This window comes from Pseudomonas sp. SWRI51 (assembly GCF_014268825.1).
GTDB classification, from domain to species: Bacteria; Pseudomonadota; Gammaproteobacteria; order Pseudomonadales; family Pseudomonadaceae; genus Aquipseudomonas; species Aquipseudomonas farsensis.
Genome location: NZ_JABWRG010000106.1, coordinates 1 through 16,670 on the forward strand (window position 1 = coordinate 1; position 16,670 = coordinate 16,670).

The 16,670-nt window shown below is 64.1% G+C and carries 17 protein-coding genes; 3 read left to right on the forward strand and 14 right to left on the reverse strand.

Features of this window, described 5'->3' with window-relative positions; all coding sequences use genetic code 11:
• Positions 1–81: 81 nt before the first annotated feature.
• The 6 genes from HU720_RS21165 to HU720_RS21190 all read right to left on the reverse strand — a co-directional run bounded on the left by HU720_RS21165 (position 82) and on the right by HU720_RS21190 (position 6,060).
• On the reverse strand, positions 82–954 hold the full coding sequence (locus HU720_RS21165; RefSeq protein WP_186522533.1) for a transporter substrate-binding domain-containing protein: 873 nt from the start codon (positions 952–954) through the stop codon (positions 82–84).
• Positions 951–1,724, reverse strand: a complete 774-nt coding sequence (locus tag HU720_RS21170) for an amino acid ABC transporter ATP-binding protein (protein ID WP_186522534.1) — start codon at positions 1,722–1,724, stop codon at positions 951–953. Before HU720_RS21170 ends, HU720_RS21165 begins: the two co-directional genes overlap by 4 nt.
• The gene (locus tag HU720_RS21175) at positions 1,721–2,380 is read right to left on the reverse strand and encodes an amino acid ABC transporter permease (protein WP_186522535.1); all 660 of its coding nucleotides are present in this window, start codon (positions 2,378–2,380) and stop codon (positions 1,721–1,723) included. Before HU720_RS21175 ends, HU720_RS21170 begins: the two co-directional genes overlap by 4 nt.
• Positions 2,361–3,026 (reverse strand): amino acid ABC transporter permease, encoded by a 666-nt coding sequence (locus HU720_RS21180; RefSeq protein ID WP_186522536.1) that lies wholly within the window; start codon positions 3,024–3,026, stop codon positions 2,361–2,363. The genes HU720_RS21175 and HU720_RS21180 overlap by 20 nt, the downstream gene beginning before the upstream one ends.
• A 536-nt stretch (positions 3,027–3,562) precedes the next feature.
• Positions 3,563–4,150, reverse strand: a complete 588-nt coding sequence (locus HU720_RS21185; RefSeq protein WP_186522537.1) for a mechanosensitive ion channel family protein — start codon at positions 4,148–4,150, stop codon at positions 3,563–3,565.
• The gene (locus HU720_RS21190) at positions 4,150–6,060 is read right to left on the reverse strand and encodes an ATP-binding cassette domain-containing protein (RefSeq protein ID WP_186522538.1); all 1,911 of its coding nucleotides are present in this window, start codon (positions 6,058–6,060) and stop codon (positions 4,150–4,152) included. Before HU720_RS21190 ends, HU720_RS21185 begins: the two co-directional genes overlap by 1 nt.
• A gap of 50 nt (positions 6,061–6,110) precedes the next feature.
• Here HU720_RS21190 and HU720_RS21195 point away from each other — a divergent pair, with 50 nt between their 5' ends.
• On the forward strand, positions 6,111–6,590 hold the full coding sequence (locus tag HU720_RS21195; protein WP_186522539.1) for a TIGR02444 family protein: 480 nt from the start codon (positions 6,111–6,113) through the stop codon (positions 6,588–6,590).
• On the opposite strand, the gene HU720_RS21200 is transcribed toward HU720_RS21195, so the two are convergent.
• Complete coding sequence (locus HU720_RS21200; protein ID WP_186522540.1) at positions 6,566–7,453, reverse strand: AlgP family protein; 888 nt, start codon at positions 7,451–7,453, stop codon at positions 6,566–6,568. The two genes, HU720_RS21195 and HU720_RS21200, sit on opposite strands and share 25 nt — an antisense overlap.
• A 224-nt stretch (positions 7,454–7,677) precedes the next feature.
• Here HU720_RS21200 and HU720_RS21205 point away from each other — a divergent pair, with 224 nt between their 5' ends.
• Entirely contained in the window at positions 7,678–8,337 is a 660-nt protein-coding gene (locus tag HU720_RS21205; protein ID WP_186522541.1) for an FKBP-type peptidyl-prolyl cis-trans isomerase, read from the forward strand.
• A gap of 1 nt (position 8,338) precedes the next feature.
• On the opposite strand, the gene rsd is transcribed toward HU720_RS21205, so the two are convergent.
• From rsd to HU720_RS21240, 7 genes are all read right to left on the reverse strand, one after another.
• Positions 8,339–8,809, reverse strand: a complete 471-nt coding sequence (gene rsd / locus HU720_RS21210; RefSeq protein WP_186522542.1) for a sigma D regulator — start codon at positions 8,807–8,809, stop codon at positions 8,339–8,341.
• Between the two features lie 229 nt (positions 8,810–9,038).
• The gene (locus tag HU720_RS21215; RefSeq protein WP_186522543.1) at positions 9,039–9,527 is read right to left on the reverse strand and encodes a disulfide bond formation protein B; all 489 of its coding nucleotides are present in this window, start codon (positions 9,525–9,527) and stop codon (positions 9,039–9,041) included.
• A gap of 206 nt (positions 9,528–9,733) precedes the next feature.
• Positions 9,734–10,972 carry a heme biosynthesis HemY N-terminal domain-containing protein gene (locus tag HU720_RS21220; protein WP_186522544.1) on the reverse strand — a complete coding sequence of 413 codons (1,239 nt, stop codon included), beginning with the start codon at positions 10,970–10,972 and terminating at the stop codon, positions 9,734–9,736.
• Positions 10,969–12,069, reverse strand: a complete 1,101-nt coding sequence (locus HU720_RS21225; protein ID WP_186522545.1) for a uroporphyrinogen-III C-methyltransferase — start codon at positions 12,067–12,069, stop codon at positions 10,969–10,971. Before HU720_RS21225 ends, HU720_RS21220 begins: the two co-directional genes overlap by 4 nt.
• Before the next feature lie 46 nt (positions 12,070–12,115).
• On the reverse strand, positions 12,116–12,883 hold the full coding sequence (locus HU720_RS21230; RefSeq protein WP_186522546.1) for a uroporphyrinogen-III synthase: 768 nt from the start codon (positions 12,881–12,883) through the stop codon (positions 12,116–12,118).
• Positions 12,880–13,821, reverse strand: coding sequence for a hydroxymethylbilane synthase (gene hemC / locus HU720_RS21235; protein WP_186522547.1), 942 nt, complete (start codon positions 13,819–13,821; stop codon positions 12,880–12,882). The genes HU720_RS21230 and hemC overlap by 4 nt, the downstream gene beginning before the upstream one ends.
• 231 nt (positions 13,822–14,052) lie before the next feature.
• On the reverse strand, positions 14,053–14,796 hold the full coding sequence (locus HU720_RS21240; RefSeq protein WP_186522548.1) for a LytTR family DNA-binding domain-containing protein: 744 nt from the start codon (positions 14,794–14,796) through the stop codon (positions 14,053–14,055).
• Positions 14,797–15,094: 298 nt separating this feature from the next.
• On the opposite strand from HU720_RS21240, the gene argH reads away from it, so the two are divergent.
• Positions 15,095–16,489 carry an argininosuccinate lyase gene (argH, locus tag HU720_RS21245; RefSeq protein WP_186522549.1) on the forward strand — a complete coding sequence of 465 codons (1,395 nt, stop codon included), beginning with the start codon at positions 15,095–15,097 and terminating at the stop codon, positions 16,487–16,489.
• Positions 16,490–16,670: the final 181 nt, after the last annotated feature.

Genomic DNA, 16,670 nt, shown 5'->3' on the forward strand with positions numbered 1-16,670 from the left:
CCCAAGGGGCTGCTGCGCAGCCCAACGCGGGGCAAGCCCGCTCGCCACAAGGAGATATGTCTGGCGAAAACAGGGTTCAGCTCAACCCTGCCACTTGCCGCCTTCAACAATCACGCTTTCCGGCTTGGTATCGTCGCTGAGTTCCTTGCGCACGTACTGGTCATACAGCTTGAGCAGGAACTTCTCCTCACCCAGCTTGGCAAGCTCTGCGTTGACCCAGTCGCGCAGCTCGGTGTTGCCCTTCTTCACCGCCGGCGCAATCGGCGCTTCATCGCCCAGCAACTGCGGCAGGACGCGGTAGCCCGGGTTCTGCTTGGCCCAGCTGAACAGGATCAGGTTGTCCTGGGCATAGGCATCGCCACGGCCATTGGCCAGCGCGGCCAGCGACTCGCTGTTCTTCTCGAACTTGAGCAGTTTCCAATCAGGGTGATTCTTGGTCAGCCAGATATCAGCGGTGGTGCCGGTGGTGACGATGATGGTCTTGTCGGCCAGGTCGTCGAGCGTCTTCACCGGGCTGCCATCGGCCACGATAGCCTGCACCGCGACGCGCAGGTTGGGGTTGGTGAAGTCCACCGCCTCCTTGCGTTCCGGGGTGACGGTCATGTTGGCCAGAATCAGGTCGACCTTGTCGCTCTGCAGGAACGGGATACGGCTGGCAGGCTCCACGGCGACGAATTCGACTTTGTTTTCATCGCCCAGCAAGTCCTTGGCCAGGCGCCGCCCGATATCGGTATCGAAGCCCACGTAGCGGCCGCTTTCATCGACAAAACCAAACGGCGGCTTGTCGGTGAATACGCCAACGATCAGCTTGTCGCGGGCTTTGATGGTCTCCAGGTAGCTGGTGGCAGGCGAGGCAGCCGCCGGTTTGGCGGGTTCATCGGACTTGTTGCAGCCGGCCAGCAATGCCAGGCCAAGCAACGGGGCAAGCAGTTTGGTAAACGCGGTGGTGGTCATGACAGTTCCTTGTGCAGTGTCTTGGGCAGGCTTTCAACGAAAGAGAATTTCTCCAGGAACTGCTGCGCGCGTGCGCTTTGCGGCTGGGTGAAGAAACGCTCGGGAGGGTTCTGTTCAAGGATCCTGCCGGCCTCCATGAACACGATGCGGTCGGCCACCGCGCGGGCGAAGGCCATTTCGTGGGTGACGATGAGCAGGGTCATGCCTTCGCGGGCCAGGCCCTGGATCACCTGCAGCACTTCCTTGACCATCTCCGGGTCAAGGGCGGCGGTCACTTCGTCGAACAACATCACCTCGGGGTTCATGCACAGCGATCGCACAATGGCGATGCGCTGTTGCTGGCCACCGGAGAGCTGGCGCGGGAATACATCGCGCTTCTCCAGAAGGCCCACCCGGGCCAGCAACGCCTCGGCCTGGGCCTGGGCTTCGCCGCGCTCGCGCTTTTGCACCTTGAGCGGGCCAAGCAGCAGGTTGTCGAGCACGCTCATATGGCCAAACAGGTGATAGCTCTGGAACACCATGCCCACCCGCTGGCGCACCTGGCGCCAATCGGTGCCCGGCGCCAGCAGCTCCTTGCCGTCCAGGCGCAGGCTGCCGCTGTGGGCCTGTTCCAGGCCGTTCAGGCAGCGCAGCAGCGTGCTTTTGCCACAACCGCTGGGGCCCAGAATGACCACCACCTCGCCGGCTTGCACCTGCAGGTCGATCTGCTCGAGCACCTGTTGCTCGCCGAAAAACTTGTTGAAACCCTGAAACTCGATCAATGCGCTCATGTGTGGGCCCAGCGGCGTTCCAGCACGCGCGAGGCGGCCGAAAGCGGGTAGCAGACAAAAAAGAAGAACAGCAACAAGGCGCCGTAGATCAGCACCGACTCATAGGTACGCTCGATGATCTGCTGGCCGGCCTTGATCACCTCGACCACACCGATCAACACCGCCAGCGAGCTGGTCTTGATGATCCGCGTGTACAGGTTGATGGTCGGCGGGGTCATGCGCTTGAGCGCTTGTGGCAGCAATACGTAGCCATACAGTTGCCAGCCGGACAGGCCGATCGACAGCCCCGCTTCACGCTGGCCACGGGGCAGCGAGCGCAACGCGCCGCGCACCACCTCGCCCACTTCGCTGGCGCCCCACAGGCCCAGCACCAACACCGCGCACCAGAAGCTGGGGATGCTCAGGCCAAAGAAGATCGGCAAGCCGAAGAACACCAGGTACAGCCAGACCAGCACCGGGATCGCCCGGAACAGCTCCAGGTACACCTGCAGCGCGATGTTCACTGGGCGTTTGCCCAGGTTCGCCAGCACGCCGTAGAGCACCCCGCCCACGGTTGCGAAGAAGATGCCGAGTGCAGAAATGGACAGTGTTTGCAGGGCGCCTGCCGCCAGTTGCGGCAGCGACACCTGCAGCAGCTCAAACCCCGTACTGGCCATGTTGCAGCCTCCGTTCCAGGTAGCGCAGCAGCAGCGACAGCGGCAGGAAGATCAGCACGCAAAGCAAAGTCAGCACGGCGAGCATTTCGTAGGTTTTGTAATACAGGGCGATGTAGTTCTTGGTGGTGTAGAGAATCTCGGGCACCGCCACCGCTGACACCACGGTGGTTTCCTTGAGCAGGAAAACAAAGGTCGCGAACAGTGCCGGCAGGCTGAGAATGCTGGCCTGCGGCAGGATCACATGGCGCAGCAACTGGCCTTCGGACAGGCCGATGGAACGCCCGGACTCAAGCTGCGCACGCGGCACCGCCTCGACCCCTGCGCGCAGCACCTCGGTGAGGTAGGCACCGCCCATGAAGGTCATGGTGATGATCGCGGCGCCAAAGCCCGAGATCTTCACGCCGAGGCTGGGCAGTGCGAAGTAGACGAAGAACAGCTGGATTAGCAACGGCGTGTTACGCGCCAGCTCCACATAGCCTTTGACCAGGCGCCACAGGTAAGGCGTACGGAACACCAGGATGGCAGCATTGGCCACCGCGACCAGCAACGAGGTAAAAATCGCCAGCAGGCCGACCTGCAAGGTCACGCCCACGGCCTTGAGGAATGCCGGCAATGTGCTAAGCATGAAAGCAGTGTCGAAGCTCATGGAAATTGTCTCGGCACAGGGTCAAAGAGGTACGGCATGGGAAGTGTCCAGGTCGGCACGAGGGTCGCTCGGCGTCGTTTCACGGTAGATGGCAGTGTGCCGGTAAGCACGCCTAATAGACTTTAAAGGTATAAAAATTTTTTTATAAATACCTTTATTGCATATCGATAGCACCATCGAAACGCTCGGAAATTTCCTTTGTGCGCGTGGGACCTTTCCTAGGAAATGCCTCTCCAAGAAACGCCAGACTTTGACCTGATTAGCCCATCCCCGATAAAACAAGGACGACCTTGATGAATAGCCCCTGCTCGCCGACGTTCAACGAACAACTGCTATGGCTGATGGCATTGCGCCGTGCATTGGGGAATCAGCAGCCGGCGCGATGAACGCAGGGCCCTTGTAGGAGCGGCCTTGTGTCGCGAATGGGCTGCGTAGCAGCCCCGGCAATACCTGCGTGGAGCACAAATCTTGGGGGCGCTTCGCCCCCCTTTCGCGACACAAGGCCGCTCCTACAGAAAACCGTGATTACCGGGCAATCAGTCCGCTTCCAGCGCCTCTGGCTTGCCGGCAGCGCTTGCCTCGGCCCCGCGCCAGCGCCGAACGGCCTTCTGAAAGAATTGGCTGTTAGGCACCTGCACCAGCGCACCACCCGCTTCGGGGGTTTCCATCAAGGTGGTGTAAAGCAGGTTGATCGCGATCACCCGGCCTTTTACCCCCGGCTTGTCGAGGGTATCGACCAGCTCGACCACATCACCGATGCGAAACGGCCCGACGGTAAAGATCAGCACCGCGCACAGCAGGTTGGAAAGCACGCTCCAGATGGCGAAAAACGCCACTGCCGCCACCGCGACAAAACCCGAAAGCGCCGTCCACAGAACCGTGGCCGAAACCCCGAGGCGCTCCAGCACGAACAACACGGCGCTGCCCATGATCAGCCAGCGCAACGCGCCACGCACCGGCACCAGCAGTTCGTGCGGCAGCGGGTAGCGCTCGCCCAGGCTCTGCAGGGCGCGGCCAACCATGCGCTGCAAGACGAACGCCACAACCATGATCAGCAGAATCTGCAGGCCCAGCCAGAACGTATCCATCCATTGCCCAGGCAGCAGCGAGCGCAGCTCATCCATCAGGACAACGCCTCGATCTCGGCCTGCATGCTTTCGAGCAACTCCAAGGCTTCCATCCACGCCTCTTCAAGCTCGCCTTCGCGCTGCTTGAGCTGGCTCTGGCGGCCGAGCAGATCGCGCAGCTCGTCTTTGCGCGCAGCCTCGTAGACGCCACTGTCGCCCAAGGCCGCCTCGACCTCGGCCAGGGTCTTGTGCAACTGCCCAAGCTCGGCTTCGAGCTTGTCGGCGGCCTTTTTGTGCGGCGCCAACTGCTGACGCAGGGCGGCGGCGGCCTGGCGCTGGGCCTTTTTGTCGGTTTTATCCGGGTTGACCGGGGCGCTGCTAGCAGGCGCCATGCGCTGGCGGTAGTCGATCAGCCAGCGGCTGTAGTCGTCGAGGTCACCCTCGAAGGTATCGACCTTGCCATCGGCGACCAGCAGGAAGTCGTCGGTGGTGCTCTTGAGCAGGTGACGGTCGTGGGAGACTACCACCACGGCACCGGCAAACTCCTGCAACGCCATGGTCAGGGCCAGGCGCATCTCGAGGTCGAGGTGGTTGGTCGGCTCATCGAGCAGCAGCAGGTTGGGCCGTTCCCAGGCGATCAGGGCCAGCGCCAGGCGGGCTTTTTCGCCACCGGAGAAATTCACCACCGGCTCATCGACGCGGTCGCCATGGAAGTCGAAACCCCCGAGGAAGTCGCGCAGGGCCTGCTCGCGCTCGGCCGGGGCGATGCGTTGCAGGTGCAACAGCGGGCTGGCCTTGTCGTCCAGCGAGTCGAGCTGGTGCTGGGCAAAGTAGCCCACTGCCAGGTTCTCGCCGCGCACCAGGCGCCCGCCCAGCGGTTGCAGCTCGCCGGCAAGGTTCTTGATGAGGGTCGATTTACCCGCGCCGTTGGGGCCGAGCAGGCCGATACGCGCGCCCGGGACCAGTTGCAGCTTGACCTTCTCGAGGATGGCCTTGTCGCCATAGCCCAGGCGCGCCTCGGACAGGTCAAGCAGCGGGCTTGAGATTTTTTGCGACTCGCGGAAAACGAAGTCGAACGGCGAATCGACGTGGGCCGCCGACAGTTCTTCCATGCGTTCCAGGGCCTTGATGCGGCTTTGCGCCTGGCGTGCCTTGGTAGCCTGGGCCTTGAACCGGGCGATGTACTTTTCCATGTGCGCGCGCTGCGCCTGCTGCTTCTCGAAGGCCTGCTGCTGTTGCGCCAGGCGCTCGGCGCGGGTGCGCTCGAACGCGCTGTAGCCGCCTTTGTAGAGGTTCAGCTTGCGCTGTTCGACGTGCAGCACATGGTCGACCACGGCATCGAGGAAGTCGCGGTCGTGGGAGATCAGCAGCAACGTGCCCTGGTAGCCCTTGAGCCAGTCTTCGAGCCACAGAATGGCGTCGAGGTCCAAGTGGTTGGTGGGCTCGTCGAGCAGCAGCAGGTCGGACGGGCACATCAGCGCCTGGGCCAGGTTCAGGCGCATGCGCCAGCCACCGGAGAAGTCGCCGACACGCCGGTCCATCTGTTCGTTGCTGAAGCCAAGGCCGGCCAGCAGCTTGCGCGCACGGGCATCGGCGGTGTAGCCGTCGGCGCTGTCCAGCTCGCTGTGCAGACGTGCCAGCGCGGCGCCGTCATGGGCCTGCTCGGCGCCAGCCAGTTCGGCCTGCACCTTGCGCAGGCGCACATCGCCGTCGAGCACATAGTCCACCGCCACGCGGTCGAGGGTGTCGACCTCCTGGCGCATGTGGGCAATGCGCCAGTCGCCGGGCACATGGCAGTCGCCGCCATCGGGCGACAACTCGCCGCGCAGCAAGGCGAACAGGCTGGATTTACCGGCGCCATTGGCGCCGATCAGGCCGGCCTTGTGACCGGTGTGCAGGGTCATCTCGGCGCTGTCTAGCAGGCGCTGTGGACCACGCTGTAAAGTGAGGTTTGATAGTCTGATCATGATGGTCGCGGAGTCTACCAGCTTCCCCGACCACTGGCGCGAGCGAAACCATGCACACCGACCTGTGGAATCACGCCCTGGCCCTGTACGCGCGGCCCGGGGTAGAAACGGCCTGCCTGGCCTTGCAAGCGCTGGGCGGCGATGTCTGCCTGTTGCTATGCGCAACCTGGCTGCAAACGCGCAAGGTTACCCCCAATGCGCAGCGGCTTGCCGCGCTGCAAGAGGCCGCCACAGCGTGGCAACGGGAGGTGGTGGCGCCACTGCGCGCATTGCGCCAGCAGTGGCGCGAGCACGCCCTGGCCGACCCGCAACTGGCGGTATTGCGTGAACAGGTGAAGGGGCTGGAACTACAGGCTGAGCGCACCTTGCTGGAGCGCCTGGAGCAACTTGCGCGCCGATGGCCTGCGGGAGCGGGCGATGGCGAAGAATGGTTGGCCCGGCTGGCGCCGGACCAAGCCAGAGGCCACGACGCGCTGGATCAATTGCGCGTCGCTGCCCGGCAGCTTCAGGATGCCGAAGACGGCGTCTGAGCAGGGGTGCTTGCAGCGGCTGCCGGTGTGGCCGAGTTGGTGGCCGACGCCGGGGCAGTGCTGGCGGTTGGCGCGGCAGGCTTGGCGGCAGCGGGCTTGGCTGCAGGCTTGGCAGCGGCTGGTTTTGCGGCAGCTGGTTTTACCGGAGCCTTGGCAGCAGCAGGTTTGGCCGGGGCTTTGGCAGCGGCTGGCTTGGCTGCTGGTTTGGCAGCGGCAGGTTTGGCGGCAGCAGCCTTGGCCGGCGCTTTGGCAGCGACTGGTTTGGCAGCAGGCTTGGCAGGCGCTTTGGCAGCAGCGGTTTTAGCAGCGGCAGGTTTTGCGGCAGCCGTGCGGGCGGGAGCCTTGGCAACTGCGGGTTTAGCAGCAGGCTTGGGCGCAGCAGCCTTGGCCGGTGCCTTGGCAGGGGCAGCTTTGGCAGGGGCAGCTTTGCCAGCAGGCTTGGCAGCCGCTTTTGGCGCAGCAGCACGAGAGCCCAGCGCCTTGGCCGCAGCCTCACGCACTTTGCCAACACCCTGGGCCAGTTTCAGGCTTTCCTGGGCGTCACGCTTGAGCTGTTGAATATAAGTGCGGGTTTGCGCCTGGCGCTCTTTGAGCGATTCCAGCAGGCCTTCAAGTTCAGCGGCGGCTTTTTGCGCCTTGCCTTGGGCCTTGGCTTTGCCGGCCTTGGCCGAGTCTTGCAACTTCAGGCGGGCGGTGTGCAGTTTTTCCTGCGCCTTGCCGCGTTGTTTTTCCAACTTGGCCAACAGTTTCTCGGCATCCGCCAGCGCTTGGGAGCAGGCATCTTCCAAATGTTCGAGCAGGCTGCCCGAAAGTTGCTGGAGCAGGTGCAACGGCGTACTTACTGGCTTCTTTTTGGCCGACATGGTTTACCTCCTGGCTGACGAGAGTGCGGCTCATACTATGCTTCTGCTGCTACCGCCGCTAGGGCATGTTGACAGTATCAGTAGCCCCGCGTTGCATACCCGCACCCAGTCGTTGTCTTGCAGCAAAAAACAAGTGTAGTTGGCCGCTAATTGGGCGCGGATATTTCCACGTCAGGGTGGAGCAACGCTGGCATACTTCGCGCTCTTTGCAGCAGGAGTCGAGCATGTCTCGTTATTTAATGTTCGCGCTGTGCCTGGTCGCCCCGCTGTCGCAGGCCGCCGAGCAAACCGCCAGTGAAACCGACCTGTCCTACAGCATCGGCGCAAGCCTGGGTGAGCGGCTGCGCCAGGAAGTGCCTGGCTTGCAACTGGACGCGCTGGTAGAAGGCTTGCGCCAGTCTTACCAAGGCCTGCCGCCGCGCATCGACAAGTCGCGCATGGAGGCCATCCTGCAGCAGCACGATGAACAAACCAGCGCGGCCAACCAACAGGCCGCCGTCGACAAACTGCTCACCGCAGAAAAACGCTTCATGGCCAGCGAGCGCACCCGCGCCGGCGTGCATGAACTGCCCGAAGGGATTCTCTACAGCGAACTGGCAAGCGGCAGCGGCGCACAGCCAAAGGCCAGCGGCAGCGTGCAGGTGCGGTATGTGGGTAAGTTGCCCGATGGCACGGTGTTCGATCAGAACCTGCAGCCGCAATGGTTCAAGCTGGACTCGGTGATCGAAGGCTGGCAAGTGGCGTTGCCGCAGATGAAGACCGGCGCTAAATGGCGGCTGGTGATCCCGTCGGCGCAAGCCTACGGCGCCGACGGTGCGGGCGACCTGATCGCGCCCTACACCCCGCTGGTATTTGAAATAGAACTACTGGGCGTGGCCGACTGAATCAGGCCTGCACCGCACCCTCTTCCTTGTGCGCGTTGTGCAGCACTTCGATCAGGCAGTCTTCAAGTTCAAAGCGTTCGTGCAACAGGCTACCGAGCTTGCCGAGTTTCTCGGCAAAGCGCTCGGGGTCCGTGCATTCGCCTTTTGCGCAATGGTCGTTGAACGCCAGGGCAATCTGGGTGCTGTCATCGATGCGCGGGGTGATCTGCGTGGCCAGCTCCAGGCCGCGAGTATCACCAAAGGCCTTGGCTTCACTGACCAACTGCTCGCTGACCTCAAAGTGCCAGGCCGAAACGTAGTCGACCAGCAAGACGCAAAAATCGCCGTTCTGCTCTTTGTCGGCGAATGCAGGCTTGGCATCGCGCAATGCGCTGAAGGCCTGTATCAGCTCCTCGCGCTCCGCCAGCCAACGGTCGATTAGCTTGTGAACACCGCCCCAGCGTTCCTGGGCGTTCTGGCAACTATCGAGCATGGCGATCTCTTCCCTTCTGGATAGATGCCGCTGCACTTCGTGGCACCAGCCGTGGCACAAAAGTGGCGTCAGCGAGACGGCATCGAACAGTGTGTTTTCGGTATGCGTGCTGGGAGATTATTCCCGCGCGTCCTGCCCTTCAAGGTACGCAGAGCACTAAGTTCATACAAGCGTTTAATACCTTTCCTACAAACCACTGGTCGAGCAATGCCCTGCTTATTGTTCAGGATCAAGCAACGACCAGTTGGCGGAAACGATACGCCAGCAGCGAATGCAGCGCCGGCATGGCCAGCAGCACGAAAGCCAGCAGGCTCCACTCCGGCAGGGTCAGGTCAAGAAAGCTCCAACTGATCGACACGCACTCCGGGCTGCCCAGCAGCAAGCGGCCCAACACTTCACCCAAAGGCCGCGCCATCAGCGGCATCGGGCAGCCGTCGGCAGGCGCCGGGCCGCCCTGCAGCCACACATGCCGCCCGGCCAGCAAAGCACCGCCCAAGGCACATGCCGACGCCATCCAGGCATAACCGCGCCGGCGCGGGCCACGCAGCAGCGCCAGCAGGCACACCAGTGCGTAAAGGCCCAGCATCAACCGCTGGCTCAGGCACAACGCGCAGGGCGCCAGGCCCACCAGGGGCTGCAAATAATACGAGACAGCCAGCACCAGTAACGATGCCAGCAAGGCGGGGAAGTAAAAGCTGCGCAGGCGAGCCAGCGACATGGAGTGTCCACACGTGGGGAAGGGGTTCTGAACGGTAGAGGAAAGATGCGCTTTGTATCAAGGCGCTACAGAGGCGAATCGTCGCTGATTAGCGGCGAAAGCGTGCCGAACATGGTAGGACCGTTCTGACCCTGCGGAGCAAAATGGTGGGGCTTGTAGGACGGGTTCATGGCTGGCCCGCGCAAACGCGCAGGCCAGCGCAGGAATCAGGCACGCATGCCCTCAGGCAATGGCAGCGCCAGCAGGCGCTCGTCGAGCAACCCCAGCCCTTCCTGGAACAGCTGGTTGCTGCGCTCGGTTTCGCCAAGGCTGGCCAGCAAACGCGCAAGCTCGGCGCAGGTTTCCGGGTTGCGCTGCATGCGCAGGCTGCTTTCAAGGTAGTCGCGGGCCTTGCCCCACAGACGGTTCTGCAGGCTCAGCCGGCCCAGCGTGAGCAGCAGGCTCGGGTCTTGCGGGTGGTCCTTGAGCCAGCCTTCAGCCGTTTGCAGTTGGCGCACCGGGTCATCGCCACGGACCAAACCGTAAAGGCGCGCCAGATGGCTCTCGTAACTGCGCTTGAGCGCCGCACGCAACACCTGCTCGGCCTCGCCCTGGGCGCCCACCTGACGCAGTTGCTCGGCATAGGCCAGCACCAGTTGCGGCTCCTGGCGCTGGGCGTTGGTCAGTTGCTGCCAGGCGCGCTCCAGCGCCTGGCGAGCGGCTTGTTGATCTTCGCCACGGGTGGCCGCCAGGTTGATGTTCTGGCCCCAGGCACGCTGCTCCAGCTGGGCAAGTTCGGCTGCCGGCAGCACCTTGTGCTTGCGCAGGTCTGGCAGCAGGCGAATCAGCGCCGGCCAGTCGCCGCGCTCCAGGTGAAGGCGCTGCAACAGGCGCAGTACCTGTGCGTTGTTCGGGTGACGCTCCTGCATGGCGTGCAGGGCTTCGAGGGCGCCATCGTTCTCGCCACGGTCCATTTGCAGCTGCGCGTGGGTCAGGGCGACGGCAAGCTCGGCCTGCGGCTGGCGCTCCAAAGCACGCTCCAGCAGGTTGTCACGGTCTTCGACGCGGCCCTGCTCGTTGGCGGCGCGGGCGGCCCCGAGGTAGAACAGCAAGGGCTGGCGCTCGGCTTCGGCGGCGCGTTGCAGATGGCGCTGCGCGCTGGCCCAGCGGCCTTCGGCGAGGTCCAGCTGGCCTTGCTCGATGGCAATGCGGGTGCGCCGGCTACGGTTGCGCCGCGACCACGGGTTGACCGCGCCGCCAGAGGTCAGCAGCAGGCCCACCAGGTAGCGCAACAGCAGCAACGCCAGCACCCCGGCCACCAGCGCCGACAGCGCCGCCCACAGCCCCGACTGGTAGCGGAAGCTGCCATAGGCGATCAACACATAGCCGCTGTGCTTGGCGATGGCGATACCCAGCGCCGCAGCGATGACAATCGCCAGCACTGCCAGCAGATAGACTCGCTTCATGGTTTGCCCCCTTGCGCCTGGGCCGGCAGATGGCGGCGCTGGATGTACGCCTGCACCGCAGCCAGGCTCTCGCTCAGGTCGGGGGTAACAACCGACACGGGCTGCTCGGCCAGCTTGTTAAGGCTGTCGAGCATGGCCTTGCTCTGTGGGTTGTCCGCGTTGAAGTTGGCCAGCAGCACGCTGCGCGCGTCGTCCAGCGCCTGGTTGTAGACCTTTTCTTCGCCATTGAGCGCGGCCCACTGGGCTTGCTCGATGGTCAGGCTGAGGGCCAGGCGCAGCTGGTTGAGCGATTGCCCGGCAAGCAGCGGCCGCACGTTGTCGTCAGCATTGAAGTCGATCTGGAAGTACTTGGAAATCTCGCCCCACCAGCGCGACCAGCGGCTGCCGGCATCGCCGTCAGCAGTCAGCGCGCCCGTGGCATCGGCGCCACTGTTGAACTCCGGCGACTGGGCGCTGAGTTGCAGCACCTGCTCGCGCTGCGCGGCCAGCTTGAGGAACAGGCCGGTGCGGTCCGGTTGCTGGGTGCTGTTGAGGGTCGCCAGGCTACGCGCCAGTTGCTCGCGCGCTGCGAACGCGCCGGGGTCGCTTTGTTCGCGCAGAATTTCGTCGGCGCCTTCGACCAGCGCCTTGGCACTGGCGATGTCCTGCAACGCCGACAGCCGCAGGGTGGCCAGGCGCAGCAAGTGCTCGGCCTCGGCCAGGCGCCACTCCTTGCGGCTTTCGCCAAGAACGGTTTCCAGGCGCTGGCTCAGGCGTTGCTGGTCGCCCTGCAACTGCGCCACCAGGCGGCGGCGGTCTTCCAGCTCGCTGGCCGGTGGCAGGCCGGCCAACTGCGTAGTGAGCTGCTGCTCGCGCTGCTGCAGCGCGTCGGCACGCTGGTTGAGCGCTTGCAAGTGCTCAGCCTGGCCCAGTTCATTGCCTTGCAACTGACGCACCTGCCAGGCACCCCAGCCACCCACCCCGACGCCTGCGGCGCCGACCAGCAAGGCCAGCAGCGCAAGGCCGGTGCCGGAACGGCGCGCCGGTGGCGGGTTGGAGGTTTCTGGCGCTTCAGGCGCCGCGGGCTGTTCGGTGTGGGACAAGACTGTTTCGCTCACGTATCCATCCTTTGCATGGTGGCCCATCGCTCATGTGCGTGGCGCCTTAAGGGGCAGGTGCAGCGGTTCGCTGCACGGCTGCCAGCAAGGCCGCGGCACCTGCGCCGCGGCAATCCACAATCTTCAGTGCTCCCAGCTCGCGGGCCTGCTCGGCAACACGCGGGCTGGGAACGAACAACGGCAGGCGTGAAAGCCGTGGCCAATCCGCCCCCGCCAACTGCTGCAAGTGTGCAAGACCCTGCCCACTGCTGACCACCAGGCCATTGAGGCGTTCCCCATCGACGCAGCGCGCCAGTGTTCCTTGCGGGTAATGCGGCAGGCTACGGCGATACAGTTGCAGATATTCGACACTAGCACCTTGCTCGGCAAGACGCTCGGCCAGCAGTTCGCGACCTCCCTCGCCACGGGCGATAAACACCCGTGGCGCGGGCACGGCGAGGGCCTGGCGCAGGGCTGCCAGGCCGAGGAGTGCTTCGCTGTCATCGCCGGCTGCCGGGAAATTCACTTCCAGCCCGCGCGCCTTGAGAATGCCGGCGGTGGCTTCACCGACGGTGAACCAGCCCGCGTGGGGCGCGGCGATGCCGGCCTGGTCGAGTTGCGCCAGCAGCAGGCGTGCCGCGGGCTTGCTGACCACGATGATGGCGTGGGCCGAGGTGATACCGGCGAGGCCCAGCGGGTGCGCGGGGCCAGCCTCGAGCGGTTCGATGGCCAGCAGCGGCAGGCTGGCGCTGGCGATGCCGGCTGCGGCCAAGGTCTGCGCCAGTGCCGCACAGTCCTCTTCAGGCCGGGTCAGCAGCAGGCGCCAAGGGCTCACGGGTGCCCGGCCTCGCCGTAGACCTCTTGCAGAATGGCCGAAGCGCCCTGCTTGAGCAGCGCGTCGGCCACCTGCACGCCAAGCACTTCGGCCTGCCGGCGCGGGGCGCGGGCGTCGGCCACCAGCAAGGTGCCGCCCGAGGGCTGGCCCACCAGGCCACGCAGCCACAGCTGCTCGCCCTCAAGCACGGCGTAGCAGGCAATCGGCACTTGGCAGCCGCCGTTCAGGTGTTTGTTCAAGGCGCGCTCGGCAACCACGCGGTCGGCGGTGTCGAGGTGGTGCAGGGGCGCCAGCAGGGCATGGATTTCGCTGTCGGCGCTGCGGCATTCGATGCCCACCGCGCCTTGGCCGCCGGCAGGCAGGCTGTCTTCGACACTGATGCTGGCGGTGATGCGCTGCTCGAAGCCAAGGCGGATCAGGCCCGCCGCGGCAAGAATGATGGCGTCGTATTCGCCAGCGTCGAGCTTGGCCAGGCGGGTGTTGACGTTGCCACGCAGGAACTGGATTTTCAGGTCCGGGCGACGCGCCAACAGTTGCGCCTGGCGGCGCAGGCTGGAGGTGCCGACCACGCTGCCGGCAGGCAATGCCTCAAGGCTTGCGAAGGTATTGGAAACAAACGCATCACGCGGGTCTTCGCGCTCGCAGATGCAGTACAGGCCGAGCCCTTCGGGGAAGTCCATGGGCACGTCTTTCATCGAATGCACGGCGATGTCGGCTTCGTTTTCCAGCAGCGCGGTTTCCAGTTCCTTGACGAACAGGCCCTTGCCGCCAATCTTCGCCAGCGGCGCGTCAAGCAGCTTGTCGCCACGGCTGACCATGGGCACCAGCGTGACCTTCAGGCCAGGGTGCGCCTGCTCCAGACGCGCTTTTACATATTCGGCCTGCCACAGGGCCAAGGCACTTTTACGGGTGGCAATGCGGATTTCGCGAGTGGACATGAAGCGCCCCGATGCAGAGAAATGCCGCCGATGATAACAGCTCCGCCGGGGCCGCAAGCAGATGTGGGTCAATCGCCAACTCTACAGCTTGGGGGATTTCGGGCCTGCCATGCAGGCCATCGCAGGCTGGCGCCAGCTCCCACAGGGTCTGGGTCAACTCACAATATCGAGGCTGGACACATTCACTGTGGGAGCTGGCGCCAGCCTGCGATGAGGCCGTGACGGGGATGCTCAGAGCGCCTGCATCATCTTGCGCACACCCGCCACATGGCGCCGGCTGACGGTCAGGGGGTCGCCATCCAGGCCTTTGAGGTAAAGCTGGAAGTGCCCAAGCGGCGTGCGCTGCAAACGCTCGATGCGCTCGCGGGCCACCAGCGCGTTGCGGTGGATACGCACGAAGCGGTCACCGAACTCGTCTTCAAGCGCCTTGAGCGGCTCGTCCAGCAATACCTCGCCGCCTTCGTGGCGCAAGGTCACGTACTTGTGATCGGCAATGAAGTAGATCACCTGCGGCAGCGGGATCAGCTCGATGCCCTTGCGGGTGCGCGCGCTGATGTGGCTGCGCGGCTCGCCACCGCCATCGGCGGCAGGCCGGGTAAGCGCCGCCAGCTGGGTGCGGTTGGGTTTTTCGGCGCGGCGCAGCGCATCGCGCAGGGTCTGCTGCTGGATGGGCTTTTCGACGTGGCTCAGGGCGCTTTCGCTGAACGCCTGGCTGTCATGTTGATCGCCGGTGCAGAACACCAGAGCCGGCGGTGCTTCGCGCTCGCACAGGCGTGCGGCCACTTGCAGCCCGTCCAGGCCCGGCAGGCCGATATCCAGCAGGACCACATCGGGCTTGAGGCTCTCGATCAGGGTCAAGGCCTCCTCGCCATTGGTGGCGCTGGGCTCAAGTACCGTATAGCCCTCAAGCTCGCGCAGCAGTTGCCTCAGGCTTTCGCGGGCTTGGGGTTCGTCATCAACGATCAGGACATTCATAATTGCGCTGGATTCCTGAGTGAGTCTCGCACGGGTGTAGCGTAGACAGGTGTAGGGGACCGGAACGCGGTCACGCTCTAGACCCGTGCGAAGGCCAAAGATTCACTGGCCTGGCAGATTCAGCGCCAGCCCATTGTCCAACTGTAGACGGTCCGTGGAACACTGCCGTTCAATCGCAGAATATCCTTGGCACCCTTGTTACCAGACGATTCTCACGACCGGCGCCCTGCGGCGGCGGGCTCAACCCTGCTATTATCGGCGCCACTTTTATCCGTTCGCGCCTTCCAAGAGTGAATCCATGAGCACCGACAAGACCAATCAGTCCTGGGGCGGCCGCTTCAGTGAGCCCGTCGACGCCTTCGTCGCCCGTTTCACCGCCTCGGTCGACTTCGACAAGCGCCTGTACCGCCACGACATCATGGGTTCGATCGCCCACGCCACCATGCTGGCTGAAGTCGGCGTACTCACTGCCGCCGAGCGCGAAACCATCGTCGATGGCCTCACTACCATCCAGGGTGAAATCGAGGCCGGCAACTTCGACTGGCGCGTCGACCTCGAAGACGTGCACATGAACATCGAAGCACGCCTGACCGACCGCATCGGCATCACCGGTAAAAAACTGCACACCGGCCGTAGCCGCAACGACCAGGTGGCGACCGATATCCGCCTGTGGCTGCGCGACGAGATCGACCTGATCCTCGCCGAAATCACCCGCCTGCAACAAGGCCTGCTGGAGCAGGCCGAGCGTGAAGCCGAGACCATCATGCCCGGCTTCACTCACCTGCAGACCGCCCAGCCGGTTACCTTCGGCCACCACCTGCTGGCCTGGTTCGAAATGCTCAGCCGTGACTACGAGCGCCTGGTCGACTGCCGCAAGCGCGCCAACCGCATGCCTTTGGGCAGCGCCGCGCTGGCTGGCACCACCTACCCGATCGACCGTGAGCTGACCTGCAAGCTGCTGGGCTTCGAAGCCGTGGGCGGCAACTCGCTGGACGGCGTGTCGGACCGCGACTTCGCCATCGAATTCTGCGCGGCGGCCAGCATTGCCATGATGCACCTGTCGCGCTTCTCCGAAGAGCTCGTGCTGTGGACCAGCGCGCAGTTCCAGTTCATCGACCTGCCTGACCGCTTCTGCACCGGCAGCTCGATCATGCCGCAAAAGAAAAACCCCGACGTACCGGAGCTGGTACGCGGCAAGACGGGCCGGGTATTCGGCGCCCTGACCGGCCTGCTGACCCTGATGAAAGGCCAGCCACTGGCCTACAACAAGGACAACCAGGAAGACAAAGAGCCGCTGTTCGACGCCGCCGACACCCTGCGCGACTCGCTGCGCGCCTTTGCCGACATGATCCCGGCCATCAAGCCGAAGCACGCAATCATGCGCGAAGCGGCCCTGCGCGGTTTCTCCACCGCCACTGACCTTGCCGACTATCTGGTACGCCGTGGCCTGCCGTTCCGTGATTGCCACGAGATCGTCGGCCATGCCGTGAAGTACGGCGTCGATACCAGCAAGGACCTGGCCGAGATGAGCCTGGAAGAACTGCGCCAGTTCAGCGACCAGATCGAGCAGGACGTGTTCGCCGTCCTGACCCTCGAAGGCTCGGTCAACGCCCGCAACCACATTGGCGGCACTGCACCGGCCCAGGTGCGCGCGGCTGTGGTACGCGGCAAAGAGCTGCTGGCTTCGCGCTAAGCGGCTATGGGGCTGGCGAGCAATGCTGTGCCGGCCTCATCGCAGGCTATCGCCAGCTCCCACAGGGATCTGCGCCACACCTCAATATTGGGGCTGTGCGCGGCTTCTGTGGGAGATTCTATGGTTTTGTACAAGCCTGTTCCCGCCAGATATATCTCCTTGTGGCGAGCGGGCTTGCCCC

Coding starts and splice junctions, on each gene's coding strand:
- HU720_RS21165 (WP_186522533.1), bottom strand. CDS start 954: ATGACCACCACCGCGTTTACCAAACTGCTTGCCCCGTTGCTTGGCCTG.
- HU720_RS21170 (WP_186522534.1), bottom strand. CDS start 1,724: ATGAGCGCATTGATCGAGTTTCAGGGTTTCAACAAGTTTTTCGGCGAG.
- HU720_RS21175 (WP_186522535.1), bottom strand. CDS start 2,380: ATGGCCAGTACGGGGTTTGAGCTGCTGCAGGTGTCGCTGCCGCAACTG.
- HU720_RS21180 (WP_186522536.1), bottom strand. CDS start 3,026: ATGAGCTTCGACACTGCTTTCATGCTTAGCACATTGCCGGCATTCCTC.
- HU720_RS21185 (WP_186522537.1), bottom strand. CDS start 4,150: ATGGATGAGCTGCGCTCGCTGCTGCCTGGGCAATGGATGGATACGTTC.
- HU720_RS21190 (WP_186522538.1), bottom strand. CDS start 6,060: ATGATCAGACTATCAAACCTCACTTTACAGCGTGGTCCACAGCGCCTG.
- HU720_RS21195 (WP_186522539.1), top strand. CDS start 6,111: ATGCACACCGACCTGTGGAATCACGCCCTGGCCCTGTACGCGCGGCCC.
- HU720_RS21200 (WP_186522540.1), bottom strand. CDS start 7,453: ATGTCGGCCAAAAAGAAGCCAGTAAGTACGCCGTTGCACCTGCTCCAG.
- HU720_RS21205 (WP_186522541.1), top strand. CDS start 7,678: ATGTCTCGTTATTTAATGTTCGCGCTGTGCCTGGTCGCCCCGCTGTCG.
- rsd (WP_186522542.1), bottom strand. CDS start 8,809: ATGCTCGATAGTTGCCAGAACGCCCAGGAACGCTGGGGCGGTGTTCAC.
- HU720_RS21215 (WP_186522543.1), bottom strand. CDS start 9,527: ATGTCGCTGGCTCGCCTGCGCAGCTTTTACTTCCCCGCCTTGCTGGCA.
- HU720_RS21220 (WP_186522544.1), bottom strand. CDS start 10,972: ATGAAGCGAGTCTATCTGCTGGCAGTGCTGGCGATTGTCATCGCTGCG.
- hemC (WP_186522547.1), bottom strand. CDS start 13,821: ATGTCCACTCGCGAAATCCGCATTGCCACCCGTAAAAGTGCCTTGGCC.
- HU720_RS21240 (WP_186522548.1), bottom strand. CDS start 14,796: ATGAATGTCCTGATCGTTGATGACGAACCCCAAGCCCGCGAAAGCCTG.
- argH (WP_186522549.1), top strand. CDS start 15,095: ATGAGCACCGACAAGACCAATCAGTCCTGGGGCGGCCGCTTCAGTGAG.